The following is a 19,307-nucleotide window of genomic DNA, read 5'->3' on the forward strand; positions in this document are numbered from 1 at the left end:
AGTTCGCGGATCATGCAACATGGGAGATCTGAATGAACGCCTGGTTATCGTGGCGTCCCGATGAGCGGATCGCGCAAGTTGTGCGCGGTGTGTTGCGTCGCGGGACGCGAATGAGTCATCACCTGTTCAGCATCGTCGGCGGTATCGCTGTCGTGCTGGCAATCGTACTGTGGCTGATGCCGGCTTGGCGCGGCACCTTGGCCGCGCGGCTGATGCCGGTCATCTCCGCCGCTGTGCAGGCGGGTCCAGCCCGTCTGCTGCAAGGCAATCCGCTGCCGTCCTTCGGGCCGCCCAGCCATGCTGCTGCGCCGTCCGACGACTCGCTGTCGTCCAATTCGCCGATTGGCGCCGATACCGCAACCGGTGCGAACACCGGCAGCACCAGCTTCACTGTGGGTAACACCAGTTTCGACGGTGCTTTCGACGGCTCCGGTTCGGCCGGCATGGGCGTCGCGGCGCTCAATGGGCTCGATCCGCGCACGATGCAAAGCGTCAGCGCGCTGGCGCGCCTGATTCCGGCCCAGCGGGTGGCCGCCGACGCGCGCGACGATCGCGTGCTGGTTTCGAGCCGTGAGCAGAATCTGGTTGCGACTTATCTGGCGCGGCGTTATCGCGTCGCTCAGGAGCCCGTCAGCGAACTCGTGAAGGCCGCCTTCGATACCGGCCGCGAAGTCGGTCTCGATCCGTTGCTGTTGCTGTCGGTGATGGCGATCGAATCGGGCTTCAACCCGTACGCCGAGAGTGGCGTGGGCGCGCAAGGTCTGATGCAGGTGATGTCCAAAGTGCATTCGGACAAGTTCCAGTATTTCGGCGGCGAGGCCGCAGCGCTCGAACCGGTCGCGAACATCAAGGTGGGCGCGCTGGTGCTGAAGGATTGCATCGCCCGCGGCGGCTCGTTGCCAGGCGGCTTGCGCCTGTACGTCGGTTCGAGCACGCAGGACGACGGCGGCTACGGCGCCAAGGTGATGGCCGAGCGTGGCCGTCTGCGTGACGTGGCGCGCGGGCGCAAGGTGCCGATCAACGCACCGCAGGCGCCGGTTCTGACCGCATCGGCCAATACGAATGCGGCGGCGGTTGCTTCCGGTGGCGGCAAGCGCGTGCAGGTGACGCTTGGCGGCGGCCATCCGTTGAGCGCGGCAACGCCGGCAAAGACGCCGGATTCCGAACAGGACGACGCCGATTCCAATACGAAGCACGTGGCATCCGCTTCGGAGTTGGGCGCCTGAGTTGAAGCACGCGATGCCGATGGCGTGATTGACGCGAGAGTGGCCACGAAAAGCGGCTGCCAGAAAAAAGGACACCAGTTGGTGTCCTTTTTTGCGTCTGGCGGGTCAGGGTGATCGTGAGGGGCTCCGCTGCCCGCGATGTCCGACGGGGCACGCGTGCCTTCACATCTGCCCGCGAGTCCCGATCAAAGCCGCAGCCGCCACGCCAGGCCGGTCAGTGCCGCCCAAACAGCTTCGCCAACCGCTCGACCGCCTCTTCCAGCTTCGGATAAGCGGTCGCGTACGACAGCCGGATGTACTCCTTCGGTGCATGCGTGCCGAAGTCCATGCCCGGCACCAGCACCACGCCCGCGTCGTGCAGCATCGACCTGGTGAGCGCGGCACTGTCGCCGGCCGCCGGATGCGCGACGGTGCGGCAATCGGCATAGACGTAGAACGCGCCGTCGGGCATCACCGGCACTGTGAAGCCCAGCGATTCCAGCGCCGGCGCGATGAAGTCGCGGCGGCGCTTGAACTCGAGACGCCGCGCTTCGTAAGTGGCAATGGTGGCGGGCTCGAAACAGGCAAGCGCCGCATGCTGGGCGAGCGCCGACGCGCAGATGAACAGGTTCTGCGCGAGCTTTTCAAAGGCGCCGACCATGCCGGGCGGCACCACGAGCCAACCCAGCCGCCAGCCGGTCATGTTGAAGTACTTCGAGAAGCTGTTGACGGTGACCACGTCGTCGCCGAACGAGAGCGCCGACACGGGCTTCGCATCGTAGCTCAAGCCCTGGTAGATCTCGTCGACGATGGTGAAGCCGCCGCGCGCCCGCACGGCCTTGACGATGCGTTCGAGTTCGGCCGGCTCGATCGACGTGCCGGTCGGGTTCGACGGCGACGCGAGCAGCACGCCGCGGGTCCGCTCGTTCCACAGGCGCTCGACATCGGCGACGGTCAGCTGGAAGCGTTCGGCCGGGCCGCTCGGCACCATCACCGGCTTGCCTTCGGCGGCAATCACGAAATGACGGTTGCACGGGTAGCACGGATCGGGCATCAGCACTTCGTCGTCGCGATCGACGAGTGCCGCGCAGGCCAGCAGCAATGCGGCGGACGCACCGGCGGTGACGACGATTCGCGCCGGATCGACCTTCACGCCGTACACCTCGGCGTAGTGCGCTGAAATCGCTTCGCGCAACGCGTGCAGGCCGAGCGCGTTGGTGTACTGCGTGACGCCACGGCGCAGTGCGTTGGCCGCCGCCTCGATGACCGGCTCGGGCGCGGTGAAATCGGGTTCGCCGATTCCCATGTGAATGATGTCGCGCCCGTCGCGCTCGAGGAGCGCGGCCTCCTTGGCCAGTTCCATCACGTAGAAAGGCTGGATGGCGTCGACGCGCGCAGCAAGCCGCACCAAAGGTTCGGTCACGGAGTTCATACGATCAAATCCAATTCAGAAGCAAAAGCGGGACGGCGCCTGCGCGAACAGTCATGCGCGCGGCGGTGTCCTTGCGGGCGGCTCGACTGGCCGCATTGGGCGCGGCGCATGACGCGATCCTGCCGGGGTCATGCGCGTGACGCTCAACGCTTCCTGGCCGCCTGCGTTTCTTCGGCGCGCAGTTGCGCCGACAGCTTGTCCAGCACGCCATTCACGTACTTGTAGCCGTCCGCGCCGCCGAACGTCTTGGCGAGTTCAACCGCTTCGTTGATGATCACGCGATACGGAATGTCGACGTGATTCTTCAGTTCGAACGCGGCGACCAGCAGCACGGCGCGTTCGACCGGCGAGAGCTGCTCGAGCGGGCGGTCGAGACACGGCGCGATGGCCGCGGACAGCGCTTCCGAATCGCGGATCACGCCGTGCAGGATCGCGTCCAGATGCTCGTGGTCCGCCTTGTCGAAACCTTGCGCGCCGCGCAGTTGCGCGTCGATCTCACCGGCGGGCGAACCCGACAGCAGCCACTGGTAAAGCCCCTGCGTGGCCAGTTCGCGGGAGCGTCGGCGGGCGCTCTTCATGCCTCTTCCTCTTCTTCGTCTTCTTCTTCGTCGTCGCCGCCGAGCTGTTCGAGCGCGACAGAGAGGTTCGCCATTTCGACGGCCACGCGTGCGGCGTCACGACCCTTTTCGGTCATGCGGGCGACGGCCTGTTCGTCGTTTTCGGTGGTCAGCACGGCGTTCGCAACCGGGATGCCGAAGTCCAGGCCGATGCGCGTGATGCCCGCGCCGCTTTCGTTCGAGACCAGTTCGAAGTGGTACGTTTCGCCGCGGATCACCGCGCCGAGCGCGATCAGCGCGTCGAATTGCGCGCTTTCCGCGAGCTTTTGCAACGCCAGCGGAATTTCCAGCGCGCCCGGCACGGTGACGAGCAGCACGTCTTCGCCGGTCACGCCCAGGCGTTCGAGTTCTTCGATGCAGGAGTCCGCGAGACCGTTGCAGACGGGTTCGTTAAAGCGCGCCTGGACGATGCCGATACGCAGTCCGTCGCCGTCCAGATTCGGTTGGTATTGTCCGATTTCCATGTGAATTCCGTAGTGTTTTGAGTGGGCGCTAAGCGCGTGAATGGTCGGATCAGCCTTGCGGAGCCTGCGCGGTGCTGCCCGGCATCGGTACGAAGCCCGTGACTTCGAGACCGTAACCCGACATGCTGCCCAGCTTGCGCGGGTTCGACAGCACCTGCATCTTGCCGACACCGAGTTCGCGCAGAATCTGCGCGCCGATGCCATACGTCTTGAAGTCGACCGGCCGGCGTTTGAGCGCCTGCGCCTTTTCCTTCGAGTCGAACGCCTTGAAAACGTCGATCAGATGGTCCTTCGAGTCGCCGCAATTGAGCAGCACGATCACGCCGAGATCGCGTTTGGCGATTTCTTTCATCGCTGCGTCTAGCGTCCACGAGTGGGTGGATTCGCCGACTTCGAGCAGATCCAGCACCGACAGCGGTTCGTGCACACGGACCAGCGTGTCCTGCTCGGGCGTCGGCGTGCCACGCACGAGAGCAATGTGCGGATGGCCGCTCGGCTGGTCGAGATACATGACCGCGCGAAACGCACCGTACGCTGTCTGCATGGTGCGCTCGCAAATCCGTTCGACGATCGACTCGGTGCGGCTGCGATAGTGGATCAGATCTGCGATCGTGCCGATTTTCAGACCGTGTTCCTGTGCGAACTCCATCAGGTCCGGCAGGCGCGCCATCGTGCCGTCGTCCTTGATGACTTCGCAGATCACCGCGGCCGGCGTGAGGCCTGCCAGCGCCGTGAAGTCGCAACCCGCCTCGGTATGGCCGGCGCGCACCAGCACGCCGCCGGGCTGGGCCATGATCGGGAAGATATGGCCCGGCTGCACGATGTGGTCGGCCTTGGCGTCCGGCGCGACCGCCGCGGCGATCGTGCGGGCGCGGTCGGCTGCCGAAATGCCGGTGGTCACGCCTTCGGCCGCTTCAATGCTGACGGTGAAGGCGGTGCCGTACTGCGTGCCGTTGCGGTAAGTCATCAGGGGCAGGTTCAGCAGCTTGCAGCGTTCCTGCGTCAGCGTCAGGCAGATCAGGCCACGGCCGTAGCGGGCCATGAAGTTGATCGCTTCCGGCGTGACGAACTCGGCGGCGATCACGAGGTCGCCCTCGTTTTCGCGATCTTCTTCGTCGACGAGGATCACCATCCGGCCGGCTTTGAGTTCGGCGATGATCTCTGGGGTGGAGGCGAGCGTCATGTTGGCGAGATTTTCGGGAAAGCGCGTATTTTACGCCACCCGCGAGTGCAAGTCGCCTCCGCCGGATGGCACAGGCGGTTTGACCGACTGGCGACGAGCCGTACGCCGTTGCTATGCTCGTCGAAACGATGGACGCATGAACCGGCTGACAGCGGCAGGGCGCCGCCGCCAGTCCATACGTGGCCGGGCCTGGGGCTTTGCGCCAGCCCGTTATTTCGGCGCGTTCAGCATGCGCTCGACGTACCGCGCGATCAGATCGATTTCCAGATTCACCTGCGTGCCTTCACGCAGACGCTTGAGCGCGGTCACTTCGACCGTGTGCGGAATCAGGTTGATCGAAAACTCGCAGCCATCGTCGCGATCTTTAACCGAGTTGACCGTCAGACTCACGCCGTTGACCGTGATGGAGCCTTTGTACGCCAGATAGCGGCCGATCTCGCGCGGCGCCAGCACGCGCAGTTCGTGAGATTCGCCGACCGGCGCGAAATGCGTGACCGTGCCGAGGCCGTCCACGTGGCCGGAGACGATATGGCCGCCGAGCCGGTCGTGCGCGCGCAGCGCCTTCTCGAGATTGACTTCGCCAGTCTCGCCCAGGCCCGCCGTGCAGTTCAGGCTTTCGCGCGACACGTCGACTTCGAACGAATGAGCGGTTTTCGCGACCACGGTCATGCAGGCGCCCTGGATCGTGATGCTGTCGCCGAGCTGCACGTCGCCGAGGTCGAGACCGCCGGCCTCGACGTTCAGGCGCACGCCCGCGTCGCCGTCGGTGCCCAGCGGACTGACTGATTCGATGCGGCCCACTGCCGCGACGATTCCTGTGAACATCGTGCTAATCCTTGGTCATTTCGAAACGGATGGAGGCGCGGGAGTGGTGCCGGCTTCGAGTGCGGCCTGTGGCGCGAAGCGCGCGAGAATCCGCAAGTCGTCGCCGATCCGGTCGACCGCGTGGAAATTCAGTTTGACACGGCCCTCGAGTGTTTCGGGCGCGCCAAGATTGAACATGCTCATCGAATCCATGCCGAGCAGGCTCGGCGCGAGATACACGAGCAATTCGTCGACGCAGCCTTCGCGCAGCAGCGAACCGTTCAGCTTGTAGCCCGCCTCGACGTGCAGTTCGTTCACGCTGCGCTCGCCGAGCACGCTGAGCACAGCAGGCAGATCGACCTTGCCGGCCGCGTTCGCCAACTGGACGATCTCCGCGCCGCGCTCGCGCAGCGCGTTGGCGCGATCCGTGTGACGCGAATCGAGATTACCGCAGAAGATCAGCGTGGGTGCGCCGGCCAGGATCTGCGCGTCCGGCGGCACGTCGAGCTGGCTGTCGATCAACACGCGTTGCGGCTGGCGCGGCGTGTCGACGGCGCGCACCGTCATGCGCGGATTGTCTTCCCTGACGGTGCCGATGCCGGTCAGGATCGCCGAAGCACGGGCGCGCCACGCGTGCCCGTCGGCACGCGCCGCTGCGCCGGTAATCCATTGGCTCACACCCGACGGCAGGCCGGTGCGGCCGTCCAGCGAAGCCGCCACCTTCATGCGTACCCAGGGGCGGCCGCGCGTCATGCGCGACACGAAGCCGATGTTCAGCTCATGCGCTTCGCTGGCGAGCAGTCCGCAGCGCACTTCGATGCCGGCGTCGCGCAGCATCGCGAGACCTCGTCCGGACACTTGCGGATTGGGATCTTCCATCGCCGCGACCACGCGCGCCACCTGCGCTTCGATGAGCGCGTTTGCGCACGGCGGCGTGCGGCCGAAGTGGCTGCACGGTTCGAGCGTCACGTAGGCGGTGGCGCCGCGCAGATCATGGCCGCGCGAGCGCGCGTCCTTCAACGCGCGGATCTCCGCATGATCCTGGCCGGCCGGTTGCGTGAAGCCTTCACCGATCACTTCGCCGTTCTTGACGAGCACGCAGCCCACCCGCGGATTCGGGTCGGTGGTGTACATGCCGCGCCTCGCTAATGCAAGCGCGCGTTCCATATGGACGAAGTCGGTTTGCGAAAACATCGGGTCGGGTGCGGTGGTTGGGTCGCGCTGAGTTTCGGTTCAGGTGCTTGCTATGCGGTGCCGGCCTCAGGCCACGAGCGACGCGAAGGCGCCGCGCGCCGCGTCGATCGTGCCGTCGATGATCGCGTCGTCGTGAGCGATCGAAACGAAGCCCGCCTCGTATGCCGACGGCGCGAAGTACACGCCCGTGTCGAGCATCTTGTGAAAGAACGCGTTGAAGCGCGGCACGTCGCTCTTCGTGACTTCGGCGAAGCTGGTCGGGATCGACTCGGTGAAGTAGAGGCCGAACATGCCACCGATCGAGTCGGCCGAAAACGGCACTTTCGCTGCGCGTGCGACCTCGGAGAGACCTTGCGCGAGACGCGCGGTGCGCGCGGCGAGCGTGTCGTAAAAGCCCGGCGCCTGGATCAGCTGCAACGTCTTCAGGCCGGCCGCGACCGCGATCGGATTGCCCGACAGCGTGCCCGCCTGGTAGACGCCGCCGAGCGGCGCGAGGTGAGCCATGATATCGCGCCGGCCGCCGAAGGCCGCCGCCGGCATCCCGCCGCCGATCACCTTGCCCAGACACGTGAGGTCCGGCGTGATGCCGTACACCTGTTGCGCGCCACCGAGCGCGACGCGGAAGCCGCACATCACTTCGTCGAAGATCAGGACCGAGCCGTATTCGCTGCACAGACGCCGCAACGCTTGCAGGAATTCCGGCGTGGCGCGCACGAGGTTCATGTTGCCGGCGACCGGCTCGACGATCACGGAGGCGATTTCGTTGCCGAATGCCTGGAACGCTTCTTCGAGTGCAGCCACGTTGTTGTATTCGAGGACGGTGGTGTGTTTGGCGATATCCACCGGCACGCCCGCCGAAGTCGGATTGCCGAACGTCAGCAGACCCGAGCCGGCCTTCACGAGCAGGCTGTCCGCGTGACCGTGGTAGCAGCCTTCGAACTTGACGATGCGGCTGCGGTTCGTGAAGCCGCGCGCGAGACGCAGCGCGCTCATGGTTGCTTCCGTGCCGCTCGACACCATCCGGACCTGTTCGATCGACGGCACCAGCTTGCAGATTTCTTCGGCGATTTCCACTTCCGACTCGGTCGGCGCGCCGAACGAGAACCCGTTGGCGAGCACGCGTTGGACCGCTTCGAGAACTTCCGGATGGACGTGGCCGAGAATCATCGGGCCCCACGAGCCGATGTAGTCGGTGTAGCGCTGACCGTCCGCGTCCCAGAAGTACGGGCCTTGCGCGCGTTCGATGAAGCGCGGCGTGCCGCCGACGGAGCGAAAGGCGCGCACCGGCGAGTTCACGCCGCCGGGAATGGTGCGTTGCGCGCGTTCGAAGAGGGTTTCGTTTCTGGACATGGCGATGGCTGGAATTGGGGTTGCGCAGCGGCGCACGCCGCTCGTGGGCGATTCGCGCGATGCTGGGATAGGTGGAGAAATTGTACCGGAGTCAGCATGAACAGGTCTTGCGGCTGCCCTGGCAACGCGCGCTTGTGGTCAACCCTGTTGTACGCGTTTCGTCGCTATCTTCTTCGTTACTGGTCGGGGCACGGGTTGGGTGGTCTCGGGTTGGGTGGTCTGTTTGCTCGCCGTCTTCGGCTTCGTGCCTGACTGATTCGTCACTGCCGCGCTTTTTGCCGCGGCCGCGGCATGCGCGGTGACTTTGCTGGAGCGTGTGGGGCCCACGGGCGCTTCAAGCTTCGGCGGCTTGCGTTTGCCGGTGAGTTCGGCCCAGCGCTTTTCCAGTGCGCCTTCCGCGATTGGCTTGATCACCGTGCCCGAGCTTTGCGCGTCCCACGTCTGCACGGAAAACGGATGCGCGCGCAGCATCTCGCGTGAGATCACCGGCGCTTCGTGCGCGTCGACCAGCCAGTCGTACACGAAGTCGATGCACAAACGGTAGCCCCGCTTGGTCGCCGCGTCAGGCACCTCGTAGGGCGCGCGGGTCACATAGCCGGAGCCGAAAATGCCCTTCGGCTCCTGGGCGACGCGATGCAGAAACACGCGATCTCCCGGCAGGATGCCGCGCGCAAATCCGCAGCCCCACACGTCGCTGACAGCGACGCCCGCGGCGACGCGTTTCGCGATGTCGGGCAGCTCGGGCCACGGCCATTTCTTGGGGCTCCAGATCAGCAGGAAAGCGGTCATCGCGTGTTCGGAACAGGATATTGGGGAAGGGGAGTGCGAACACGTCGCGCGCTCCCTAGCGTTCAGGCGGCAGCTTAACCGATCGGCTGCGCAGTTGCCGCGAGCCGCCGCCGCGACCCATGATCCAGCAAGGCAGCTCGACGCAGCAGACACAGCGGCCCCCTCGTGAGCATGATCCCTCGCGTACAATCGAGGCCGTCAAGTTGGTGCTTTCACCGTTCCACCCGTTCCGCTGCCGATCACGGTGCGGCGCTCCATCCGGATTCCCATGTCTCACGTCACCAGAAGCCGGCCTGATGGCCGGCTGATTCTGTTGCTCGGTGCGCTTGCCGCATGCGGGCCGATTTCCATCGATATGTATTTGCCGAGCCTGCCGACCATCGCGCAGGCCTTCGCGATCAACACGGGCGCCGCGCAAGCGACGCTCACCAGTTTCATGTTCGGCTTTTCGATCGGCATGTTGCTCTACGGTCCGCTGTCGGACACGTATGGACGGCGGCCGGTGTTGCTCGGCGGCATCGTCATGTATGCGCTGGCGAGCGTGGCGTGCGCGTTGTCGTTTTCGATCGGCTCGCTGGTGGCATTTCGCTTCGTGCAGGCGCTGGGTGCCGGCGCGGCTTCGGTGCTGGCGCGCGCAATCGCGCGCGACGCGCACGGCCCGACCGATGCAGCCCGTGTGTTGTCGATGCTCGCGATCGTCACGTCGATCGGCCCGTTGCTCGCGCCGCTGATCGGCGGCCAGTTGCTGCTGCTGGGCGGCTGGCGCGTGGTGTTCATCGTGCTGACGCTGTTCGGCGTGGTGTGCGCGGTGACCGCGTTCTTCAAGGTGCCGGAAACGTGGCCGCGCGAGAAGCGCGCGCATTCCGCGTTGCTGAAATCGTTCGGCGCTTACGGCAAGCTGCTGCGCGATCCGGTCGCGTGGGGGCACATGCTGTGCGGTGGCATGGCGTTCGCGTCGATGTTCGCGTACATCACGGCGACCCCTTTCGTCTACATCGAATACTTCCATGTGTCGGCACAGCATTACGGCTTCCTGTTCGCGTTGAACATCGTCGGGATCATGTTGGGCAACTTCCTGAATACACGCCTCGTGGGCCGGCTCGGCTCGCTGCCAATCATCTCCTTTGCGGCAACCGTGAGCTTCGGTGCTTCGCTGTTCGTGTCTCTCGTGTCGCTGACGGGCTGGGGCGGATTGTGGTCGATCGTGTTCGGTCTGTTCTTCGTGGTCGGGGTGGTGGGGTTGTTGTCCGCCAACTGCACGACTGATTTGATGCACCGTTATCCGGTCAACGCGGGCGCCGCGGCCGCTGTGTTCGGCGCGGTTCAGCTGGCGCTCGGCGCGTTGTCGAGCCTGGCGGTCGGCCTGTGGCAGGACGGCTCACCCAGGGGCATGGGCATCGTGGTGGGCGTCGCGGGAACGCTGTGTTACGTCGGCCGGATGCTGGTCGTCAGGTGGCATGGGACGAAGGCGCCGGTCGCGGCGATGTGATGCTTGGCTGGTGGTTGGGTGAACGTTGCGTGAAGGTCGCGTGAGGGTTGTGCGGCGGTTGCGTGTGGCTTGCCCGCGCACGGCCTGAAGCGAACAATGCCGGCGTAGACGATACGGCTGACATCGCATGCAGACCTGACGACGACGCCCGGCGCGCCGTGTCTACGGAAAACACCAGGTGTTGCGTGCGCGCGACCGTGCGTAGCAAATTGGGTTGCTATGATGGAGTCACTGTTCCTCGGAGCGGCAATCATGGCGATCAGAGACTTGATGAATGGCGAACGGCAACAAGCCGCTTTCGCCGAAGCGCAGAAGCTGGCTGACAGCGGCGCCTATCACGACTACACGGACATCGAATACGTCTTGCGCTTTGATTTTGGTTTGACCGATGTATCGGCTTTGCTCGACAGCCAGCCGATGCATCGCGACCTGAATCGCCGTTGCGCCGATGCGCGCGAGAAACTGGAGGCGCTTAGCGTGTGACGCGTGGTCGGACGCGGGCGCTGATTGAAGCGTGCGAGGTGCGCGAGGTGCAGTGAACGCTGCGCAATGTGATGCATCGCGTCTTGTTGCATTCAACGCTGCACGTTCATTTGCTGGGACCACATTGCCCGTGACTGCGCATTGCTTCGCGCATGCGACTAAAGACGCTGCCATGGGAGTGCGCAGCACGCGTCATCGCGCGTGCGACCACGCGCCTGCTGGGCGTTCGTTATCTATTGGAGTCGTAGTCATGGCCGGTAGCCAGCATCCACGTTTGCCACAGACGGACAACCCGACCGCGCTCGCAAAGCCGGGCGGCCACTACAGCCATGTCGCGATCGCGAATGGCTTCGCATTCGTTTCGGGGCAATTGCCGATCGACGCGCAAGGCAACAAGCTGGCCGATGCGTCGTTTGAGGCGCAAGCCGAACAGGTGCTGGCCAATGTGAAAGCCGCGCTCGAGAGCGTCGGCAGCAGCATCGCGCAACTGGTGCAGGTGCGCGTCTATATCGTCGAGATTGAAAACTGGATGAGTTTCAACCAGATTTACGCGCGCTGGGCAGGTGAAGCGCGACCGGCGCGTGCTGTCGTGCCAGTGCCGCAATTGCACTATGGCTTCAAGATCGAAGTCGAGGCGACCGCGCTGGTGTAGGTCGCAGCCCTCGCGGCATGGCGACTTACTCCACCTCGCGTGAACACCTCATGCGAGCACAGCGGGCACAAACGGAAAAGGGGCCTGTCGGCCCGTTTTTGCTGATGACTTGGCGGAGGCGGTGAGATTCGAACTCACGGAAAGATTGCTCCTTCGCCGGTTTTCAAGACCGGTGCCTTAAACCACTCGGCCACACCTCCAAGCCGCGAATTGTAACCTGAAAAATCTTCGCTGCGGCGTTCACTCGATCCGCAATCACTGCGGATCTTTAAGAAACAGCGCTTGCAAATCGTTGAGAAACGCCTGACCAAGCGGCGTCGGCGCAATCTTTTCGTGGTCGCGCGTAATCAGCTTGCGCCGTTCGGCCTCCTGCAATGCCGGTTCGATCGAAGTCATCGACAGCCCCGTGCGCTCGACGAACCGATGCACCGGAAAGCCCTCCACCAGTCGCAGTGCGTTCAGCATGAATTCGAACGGCAGGTCACGCGGTCCGACTTCGTGCTCTTCCTGCACCGCCGTGCCGGCCAACGCCTGCTCGATGAAGGTGGTCGGATGTTTGTAGCGCACCTGGCGCAGCACGCGATTCGGAAATGACAGCTTCGTATGCGCGCCCGCGCCGATGCCGAGATAATCTCCGAAGCGCCAGTAGTTCAGGTTGTGCTTGCTCTGCCGATGCGGCTGCGCATACGCCGACACCTCGTAGCGCGTGTAACCGGCCGCCGTCGTGCGCTCGTGAATCCAGTCCTGCATGTCGGCGGACGCGTCGTCGTCGGGCAACGCGGGCGGGAATTTCGCAAACAGCGTGTTCGGTTCGAGCGTCAGGTGATACAGCGACAGATGCGGCGGCGCGAACGACAACGCCGTCTCCACATCGGCCTGGCATTCGGCGAGCGTCTGACGCGGCAGCGCGAACATCAGGTCGAGGTTGAAGTTGTCGAACGTGGTGGCGGCGACTTCGACCGCGTGGCGCGCTTGCGCTGCGTCGTGAATCCGGCCGAGCGCCTGCAGATGCGCTTCGTTGAAACTCTGGATGCCCACCGACAGCCGGTTCACGCCGCTCGCGCGAGACTGCGCGAATTTGTCGGCTTCGAACGTGCCGGGGTTGGCCTCGAGCGTGATCTCCGCGTCGGCGTCGAGCGGCAGCAGCGCGCGTATGTCCGACAGCATGCGGTCGAGTCCCGCCGCCGACAGCAGGCTGGGCGTGCCGCCGCCGATGAACACCGTATGCACCTGGCGGCCCCAGATCAACGGCAGCGCCATCTCGAGGTCGGCACGCAATGCGTCGAGGTAGTCGTTCTCCGGGAACGTGTCGCCTTTCCACTCGTGCGAGTTGAAGTCGCAATACGGACACTTGCGCACGCACCACGGGAAATGCACGTACAGCGCCAACGGCGGCAGCGACGTCAGGCGAATGGCGCCCGGCGACGTGAATGCCTTGATGACGCCGCTGCCGATCTCGGCAGGCGCGGGCTTGATCGGAATCACGCTTCCTCCGTCAGGCGCGCGAGCAGTTGCCGCAACGCGATCGCACGATGACTGCTGGCGTTTTTCACCGCCGGCTCCAGCTCCGCGGCGCTCGCGTTCAGCGACGGCAAAAAGAAGTACGGGTCGTAGCCGAAACCATGTTCGCCACGCGGCGCGTCGAGGATTTCGCCATGCCAGCGGCCTTCGGCGATCAGCGGTTCGGGATCGTCCGCGTGACGCACGAGGGCCAGCACGCAGTAGTAATAGCCGCGGCGATCGCTTTCGCCTTGCAGCGCGGCAACGAGGCGTGCGTTATTCGCTGAGTCGCTCTTGTCGCCGCCGGCGAGTTGCGCATAGCGCGCCGAATACACGCCGGGCGCGCCGCGCAATGCGCGCACGCACAGGCCGGAGTCGTCGGCGAGAGCGGGCAGGCCGGTGAGCTTTGCCGCATGGCGCGCCTTGGTGAGCGCGTTTTCGACGAAGGTCGGATGCGGCTCTTCCGCTTCGGGCACATTCAGCTCGCCTTGCGCAACCAGCTCGATGCCGGCCGCGCCGAGCAGCGCCGCGAACTCGCGCAGCTTGCCCGCGTTGTTCGACGCCAGCACGACTTTCTTCAACGATGCATTCAACGGCGCGCTTGCGCCGTTGCCTTCACGAACCTCATTCACACTTTTGCTCCAGCGCTGCTTTCTGTTTTGCGATCAGCGTGTTGATGCCGTCGCTTGCCAGATCGAGCAGCGCGCTCATTTCGTCGCGCGAGAAGGGCACGCCCTCGGCGGTCCCCTGGACTTCGACGAAGCCGCCCGCGCCCGTCATCACCACGTTCATGTCGGTGTCGCATTGCGAGTCCTCGTCGTAGTCGAGGTCGAGCACCGGCAGGCCGTCGTACACGCCGACCGAGATCGCGGCGACGTAGTCGTTGATCGGCGAGGTTTCGATGCGGCCGGTGGCGAGCAGCTTCGCCACTGCGTCGTGCGCGGCCACGAACGCGCCGGTGATGCTGGCCGTGCGCGTGCCGCCGTCGGCCTGGATCACGTCGCAATCGATGTGCAGCGTGCGCGCACCGAGCTTCTCGAGATCGAACACCGAGCGCAGCGCGCGGCCGATCAGCCGCTGGATTTCCTGGGTGCGGCCGGTCTGCTTGCCGCGCGCCGCTTCGCGGTCGCTGCGGGTATGCGTGGCGCGCGGCAGCATCCCGTATTCGGCGGTGAGCCAGCCCTGGCCGCGGTCGCGCAGAAACGACGGCACGCTCTCGGCGATGCTCGCCGTGCAGATGACTTTCGTGTCGCCGAATTCGACCAGCACCGAGCCCTCTGCGTGCTTCGTGTAGTGGCGCGTGATGCGCACGTCGCGCAGCTGATTGGCCTGGCGGCCGCTGGGGCGTTGGGTGTCGTTGATCATTTGGGATTGGTCTGGAAGAAATGCGGAGGGAAAGGGCGATTTTACCGCCGATCGGGTAGGGCGGTCACCCGCGCGCCTCGCCGCTGAACGGCCGTGTTGGCGACGAGTGGCAATGCAAGCCGGACGCTTCCCGCCGAATGACGATTTGCGGTGCCGGGCCACTGCGCGCTTGCCCGCATGGACGCTCGCTCCCGGCGGATGTCGCCGCCAAAAATGGGATAATGCCGGTTCCCCGCCCCGCGTCTCGTACACGCCGGGCGATTTGCCTCTCAGGCCAGCGTCGAACGCATGGCCGCAATCGCGAGAAATACGATGATCTACAGCATGACTGGCTATGCGAGCGCCACGCGCGAACTCGTGGCGGCATCAGGCACAGGCGGTGTGAGCGTGTCGGTCGAACTGCGCACGGTGAACTCGCGCTTTCTCGATCTGAACTTCCGTATGCCGGAAGACGTGCGCGTCTGTGAACCGACGCTGCGCGAAATGCTGATGAACAAGCTGTCGCGCGGCAAGGTGGATATCCGCATCAACCTGCAGCGCAGCGAGCAGTCCGCCAATGCGGGCGCGATCAATCGCGACGCGTTGACGCAGCTCGCGCTGCTCGAGCGCACGGTGCTCTCCACGTTCCCGGAAGCGGGACGCCTGCGCACCGGCGAAATTTTGCGCTGGCCGGGTGTGCTGGCCGAAAGCGGCGTGGCGCCGGAAACGCTGCGCGACGCGGTGCTCGCGTGCGGCAAGCAGGCGATCACCGACCTGATCGACGTGCGTGCCCGCGAAGGCGCGCAACTCGCCACGATGCTGCTCGCCAACGTCACCGAGATGGAAGCGATCGTCACGAAGATCACGCCGCTCGTGCCGGAGCTGATTGCCAAACATCAGCAGAAGATCGTCGAACGTCTGCAGGAAGCGCTCGGCATCGCCGCGCCGGATACGGCCGCGACCATCGTCTCGCGCGAAGAGATCAACGAACGGATTCGCCAGGAAGTGACGATGTACGGCATCCGTATCGACATCGCCGAAGAGCTGTCGCGCCTCACGGCTCACCTGAACGAAACGCGTCACGTGATCGAGAAGGGCGGCAAGGTCGGCAAGCGGCTCGACTTCATGATGCAGGAACTGAACCGCGAAGCGAACACGCTCGGCTCGAAGGCGGCCGCGAAGGAACTGGCGGATTCGTCGATGACCCTGAAGCTGCTCATCGAACAGATGCGCGAGCAAGTACAGAATCTGGAATAAGGCTGGAGCACCCTCAACATGACCGATCACAAACGCGAAACCGGCGCACCGCGCAACCCTTACGCCGGTGCTTATCCCGGCAATCTGTTCATGGTCGTCGCGCCTTCGGGGGCGGGCAAGTCGACGCTCGTGAACGCGCTGCTCGCCGGCGATGACGCGATCCGTCTGTCGATCTCGTACACGACGCGCCCGCCGCGCCCGAAGGAACAGGACGGCGAGCACTATCACTTCACGAGCGTCGACGACTTCATGCAGCGTCACGACCAGGGCGAGTTTCTGGAAAGCGCGGAAGTGCATGGCAACTACTACGGCACGTCGCGCGTGTGGATCGAGGAGCAGATGAAGAGCGGCCATGACGTGCTGCTCGAAATCGATTGGCAGGGCGCGCAGCAGGTGAAGAAGCAGTTTCACAACGCGGTCGAAATCTTCATCTTGCCGCCGTCGCTCGAAGCGCTCGAAGAGCGTCTGAAAAAGCGCGGCCAGGACGAGCCGAACGTGATCACGCGCCGACTGCTGGCGGCCGGCAGCGAGATGGCGCACGCGGCCGAAGCGGAGTACGTCGTGATCAACGAGAACTTCGATCGCGCGCTCAGCGAACTGCAGTGCCTCGTCGCCGCCACGCGCTCGCGCTTCGCGTCGCAGTACGCCCGTCACACGCAGCTTTTCGTGCAGCTCGGCATTCACCTGCCGCACGCGTGAGCGCGGCGTGGTGTCGAGCACATAAGGTAGAATAAGCAACATACTGAGAAGGAACCCAACATGGCCCGCATTACCGTCGAAGACTGCCTCAAACAGATCCCGAACCGTTTCGAACTCGCGCTTGCCGCAACCTATCGCGCGCGTCAGCTCGCTCAAGGCCACACGCCGAAGATCGAAAGCCGCGACAAGCCCACCGTCGTCGCACTGCGCGAAATCGCAGCCGGCCAGGTCGGCGTCGAAATGCTGAAGAAGGTGCCGGTTTAAGGCGCACTGTTCCGTTTTCGATTTGCCACGTATTTGCCATACCTGATTGCATCAACGTGTAGACCGGCGTCCAACCCTGAACCGCTACGGAGGCGACCATGAGTGCTACCCCGCCCACCGCCACGGAAGTGGAACACGACGCCGACTTGCCCTCGTCTGCACGGAAGTACATCGACGCGGTCCTCGAACAGTCGTTCCGCCATCTGTTCGGACCGACCGCCACGCCGGAGCAGCCGCGCCGGCATGACGTCGTCTCCATCGCCAAATTGACGTCCGTCCTGTCCGGCTATCTGCAGCCGGACGAGATCAAGGACATCAAGGCCGCCTTCCATTTCAGCGACGAAGCCCACCTCGGCCAGTACCGCCAGAGTGGCGAGCCTTACATTACGCATCCGGTCGCCGTCGCGGAAATCTGCGCCGGCTGGAATCTCGACGCCCAGGCCATGATGGCGGCGCTGTTGCATGACGTGATGGAAGACCAAGGCGTGACCAAGGCCGAACTCGCCGAGCGTTTCGGCGCGAAGGTCGCGGAACTGGTCGATGGTTTATCGAAGCTGGACAAGATGGAATTCCGCAATCGCGAAGAGGCGCAGGCGGAAAACTTCCGCAAGATGCTCCTCGCGATGGCGCGCGACGTCCGCGTGATTCTGGTCAAGCTCGCCGACCGGCTGCACAACATGCGCACGCTCGGCGCGGTGCCGCCGGAAAAACGCCGTCGCGTGGCGCGCGAGACGCTGGATATCTATGCGCCCATCGCGCACCGGCTCGGCCTGAACAATACCTATCGCGAGCTGCAGGACCTGAGCTTCGCGAATTTCAATCCGCACCGGTACGCCACGCTCGAAAAAGCCGTCAAGGCGGCGCGCGGCAACCGCCGCGAAGTCGTCGGCAAGATTCTGGAGTCGGTGCAGCGCGGCATTGCCGACGCGAAGATCGACGCCGAAGTCACGGGCCGCGAAAAGACCATCTTCAGCATCTACAAGAAGATGCGCGACAAGCAGTTGTCGTTCTCGCAGGTGCTCGACGTCTATGGCTTTCGCGTGGTGGTCGAGAGCGCGCTGGAGTGCTACACCTGCATCGGCGCGCTGCATGCGTTGTATAAGCCCGTGCCGGGCAAGTTCAAGGACTACATCGCAATCCCGAAGGTGAACGGCTATCAATCGCTGCACACCACGCTGGTCGGCCCGTTCGGTGCGCCGATCGAGTTCCAGGTCCGCACGCGCAAGATGCACGAGATCGCCGAAGCGGGCGTGGCCGCGCACTGGCTGTACAAGAACGGCAGCGCGGACCTGAACGATGTGCAAAAGCGCGCGCACCAGTGGCTGAAGTCGCTACTCGACATTCAGAGCGAAGCGGGCGACTCGAGCGAGTTCCTCGAACACGTCAAGATCGATCTGTTCCCGGATGCGGTCTATGTCTTTACGCCGAAGTCGAAAATCATGGCGCTGCCGCGCGGCGCCACCGCGCTCGACTTTGCGTACTCGATCCACAGCGACCTGGGCAATCAGTGTGTCGCCGTGAAGATCAACAATGAATTGCTGCCGCTGCGGACCGAGTTGAAGAGCGGCGATATCGTCGAAGTCATCACTGCGCCGTACTCGAAGCCCAATCCGGCGTGGCTGGGTTTCGTGCGCAGCGGTAAGGCGCGTTCCGCGATCCGCCATTATCTGAAGACGATGCGTCTGAACGAATCTGTGCAGCTCGGCGAGCGGCTGGTGGACCAGGCGTTGAAGGGTTATGGACTGGCGCTGTCGGATGTGACGCCGGAAGCGTGGGAAAAGCTCGTGCAGTGGACGGGTAACAAGAATCGTCAGGAAATTTTCGCGGACATCGGCCTCGGCCGGCGTGTCGCAGCGGTCATGGCCAAGCGCATCGAAGTGCTGATGAGCGGCCGCGACGCCGACGACGACGGTTCGCGCTCCGAGTCCGGTTCGACGCCGCATGCGCCGCCGGTGGTCATCACGGGCACCGAGGGCATGTCGGTGCAGCTGTCCGCCTGCTGCCGTCCGATTCCGGGCGACGACATCATGGGCTATATCGGGATCGGCCTCGGCATGGCCATCCACACCACCGATTGCCGCGTCGCGCAGCGAATCCATCGCCGCGATCCGGGCCGCTGGATCGACGTCGCGTGGGCGCCGCAGCCGGGTCGTCTGTTCGACGTCGCCGTCAAGGTGCTGGTCAAGAACACCAAGGGCGTGTTTGCCCGCGTGGCTGCCGACATCACGTCGGCGGATGCGAACATCGTCCACATCGCGATGGACGAAGACTTGTCGCAGGAATCCACGGTCCTGCGCTTCGTGATCCAGGTCAGCGATCGCGTCCATCTGGCCAACGTGATGCGCCGGGTGCGCACGAACCCGGACGTCATGCGCATTGCGCGCGAACGGCCGAGCGAAGAAGGGCATCACCGTCACGAAGGCGGCATGCGAATCGATCGCGAGCGCGCGGATTACTGATCGGCGCTGGTTTCACGGCTCAGAATTTGCGTCAGCGTGCCCGGAGAACCTGCCGTCTTTCGCTCAAAGCTGAGCATGCGGGCGGCAGGCGAGTCTCATCCGAGTTTCAGCCGAATCTCAGG

The 19,307-nt window shown here is 64.5% G+C and carries 19 protein-coding genes and 1 tRNA gene; 8 read left to right on the forward strand and 12 right to left on the reverse strand.

Annotated elements, in window-relative coordinates:
- Positions 1-32: 32 nt before the first annotated feature.
- Positions 33-1,226: a lytic transglycosylase domain-containing protein gene (locus tag FVF58_RS41590; RefSeq protein ID WP_149675457.1), complete on the forward strand. Its 1,194-nt coding sequence runs from the start codon at positions 33-35 to the stop codon at positions 1,224-1,226.
- Positions 1,227-1,440: 214 nt separating this feature from the next.
- On the opposite strand, the gene FVF58_RS41595 is transcribed toward FVF58_RS41590, so the two are convergent.
- From FVF58_RS41595 to FVF58_RS41630, 8 genes are all read right to left on the reverse strand, one after another.
- Entirely contained in the window at positions 1,441-2,637 is a 1,197-nt protein-coding gene (locus FVF58_RS41595) for a pyridoxal phosphate-dependent aminotransferase (RefSeq protein ID WP_149675458.1), read from the reverse strand.
- Positions 2,638-2,780: 143 nt separating this feature from the next.
- On the reverse strand, positions 2,781-3,215 hold the full coding sequence (gene nusB / locus FVF58_RS41600; protein WP_149675459.1) for a transcription antitermination factor NusB: 435 nt from the start codon (positions 3,213-3,215) through the stop codon (positions 2,781-2,783).
- A complete protein-coding gene (gene ribH / locus FVF58_RS41605) occupies positions 3,212-3,718 on the reverse strand; it encodes a 6,7-dimethyl-8-ribityllumazine synthase (RefSeq protein ID WP_054037335.1) in 507 nt (168 codons plus the stop codon). Before ribH ends, nusB begins: the two co-directional genes overlap by 4 nt.
- 49 nt (positions 3,719-3,767) lie before the next feature.
- Positions 3,768-4,901, reverse strand: a complete 1,134-nt coding sequence (gene ribBA, locus FVF58_RS41610; RefSeq protein WP_149675460.1) for a bifunctional 3,4-dihydroxy-2-butanone-4-phosphate synthase/GTP cyclohydrolase II — start codon at positions 4,899-4,901, stop codon at positions 3,768-3,770.
- A 210-nt stretch (positions 4,902-5,111) separates the two neighbouring features.
- On the reverse strand, positions 5,112-5,726 hold the full coding sequence (locus FVF58_RS41615) for a riboflavin synthase (RefSeq protein WP_149675461.1): 615 nt from the start codon (positions 5,724-5,726) through the stop codon (positions 5,112-5,114).
- Positions 5,727-5,741: 15 nt separating this feature from the next.
- Positions 5,742-6,899 (reverse strand): bifunctional diaminohydroxyphosphoribosylaminopyrimidine deaminase/5-amino-6-(5-phosphoribosylamino)uracil reductase RibD, encoded by a 1,158-nt coding sequence (gene ribD / locus FVF58_RS41620; protein WP_149675462.1) that lies wholly within the window; start codon positions 6,897-6,899, stop codon positions 5,742-5,744.
- Between the two features lie 66 nt (positions 6,900-6,965).
- Entirely contained in the window at positions 6,966-8,249 is a 1,284-nt protein-coding gene (gene hemL / locus FVF58_RS41625; protein WP_149675463.1) for a glutamate-1-semialdehyde 2,1-aminomutase, read from the reverse strand.
- Between the two features lie 138 nt (positions 8,250-8,387).
- Complete coding sequence (locus FVF58_RS41630; protein WP_246217446.1) at positions 8,388-9,038, reverse strand: hypothetical protein; 651 nt, start codon at positions 9,036-9,038, stop codon at positions 8,388-8,390.
- A 268-nt stretch (positions 9,039-9,306) separates the two neighbouring features.
- Between FVF58_RS41630 and FVF58_RS41635 the strand changes: the two genes are divergently transcribed.
- The 3 genes from FVF58_RS41635 (at position 9,307) to FVF58_RS41645 (ending at position 11,662) form a co-directional block, all read left to right on the forward strand.
- The gene (locus tag FVF58_RS41635) at positions 9,307-10,527 is read left to right on the forward strand and encodes a Bcr/CflA family multidrug efflux MFS transporter (RefSeq protein WP_149675464.1); all 1,221 of its coding nucleotides are present in this window, start codon (positions 9,307-9,309) and stop codon (positions 10,525-10,527) included.
- A gap of 252 nt (positions 10,528-10,779) precedes the next feature.
- On the forward strand, positions 10,780-11,010 hold the full coding sequence (locus FVF58_RS41640; protein ID WP_149675465.1) for a hypothetical protein: 231 nt from the start codon (positions 10,780-10,782) through the stop codon (positions 11,008-11,010).
- A 250-nt stretch (positions 11,011-11,260) separates the two neighbouring features.
- A complete protein-coding gene (locus FVF58_RS41645; protein ID WP_149675466.1) occupies positions 11,261-11,662 on the forward strand; it encodes a RidA family protein in 402 nt (133 codons plus the stop codon).
- 110 nt (positions 11,663-11,772) lie between these two features.
- On the opposite strand, the gene FVF58_RS41650 is transcribed toward FVF58_RS41645, so the two are convergent.
- From FVF58_RS41650 to rph, 4 genes are all read right to left on the reverse strand, one after another.
- Positions 11,773-11,862 (reverse strand) — tRNA-Ser (locus FVF58_RS41650).
- Between the two features lie 55 nt (positions 11,863-11,917).
- A complete protein-coding gene (gene hemW, locus FVF58_RS41655; RefSeq protein ID WP_149675467.1) occupies positions 11,918-13,147 on the reverse strand; it encodes a radical SAM family heme chaperone HemW in 1,230 nt (409 codons plus the stop codon).
- Positions 13,144-13,794, reverse strand: a complete 651-nt coding sequence (gene rdgB, locus FVF58_RS41660; protein ID WP_149675468.1) for an RdgB/HAM1 family non-canonical purine NTP pyrophosphatase — start codon at positions 13,792-13,794, stop codon at positions 13,144-13,146. Before rdgB ends, hemW begins: the two co-directional genes overlap by 4 nt.
- On the reverse strand, positions 13,787-14,527 hold the full coding sequence (gene rph / locus FVF58_RS41665) for a ribonuclease PH (protein ID WP_149675469.1): 741 nt from the start codon (positions 14,525-14,527) through the stop codon (positions 13,787-13,789). Before rph ends, rdgB begins: the two co-directional genes overlap by 8 nt.
- Positions 14,528-14,839: 312 nt before the next feature.
- Between rph and FVF58_RS41670 the strand changes: the two genes are divergently transcribed.
- The 4 genes from FVF58_RS41670 (at position 14,840) to FVF58_RS41685 (ending at position 19,185) form a co-directional block, all read left to right on the forward strand.
- Positions 14,840-15,763 (forward strand): YicC/YloC family endoribonuclease, encoded by a 924-nt coding sequence (locus FVF58_RS41670; protein ID WP_149675470.1) that lies wholly within the window; start codon positions 14,840-14,842, stop codon positions 15,761-15,763.
- Positions 15,764-15,781: 18 nt separating this feature from the next.
- Positions 15,782-16,462 (forward strand): guanylate kinase, encoded by a 681-nt coding sequence (gene gmk, locus FVF58_RS41675; RefSeq protein ID WP_149675471.1) that lies wholly within the window; start codon positions 15,782-15,784, stop codon positions 16,460-16,462.
- 60 nt (positions 16,463-16,522) lie between these two features.
- On the forward strand, positions 16,523-16,726 hold the full coding sequence (rpoZ, locus tag FVF58_RS41680) for a DNA-directed RNA polymerase subunit omega (protein WP_006025620.1): 204 nt from the start codon (positions 16,523-16,525) through the stop codon (positions 16,724-16,726).
- A 98-nt stretch (positions 16,727-16,824) separates the two neighbouring features.
- The gene (locus tag FVF58_RS41685) at positions 16,825-19,185 is read left to right on the forward strand and encodes a RelA/SpoT family protein (protein WP_149675472.1); all 2,361 of its coding nucleotides are present in this window, start codon (positions 16,825-16,827) and stop codon (positions 19,183-19,185) included.
- The last annotated feature ends 122 nt before the right edge of the window (positions 19,186-19,307 follow it).

Origin of the sequence: Paraburkholderia panacisoli, from assembly GCF_008369935.1 — a bacterium.
GTDB lineage: Bacteria > Pseudomonadota > Gammaproteobacteria > Burkholderiales > Burkholderiaceae > Paraburkholderia > Paraburkholderia panacisoli.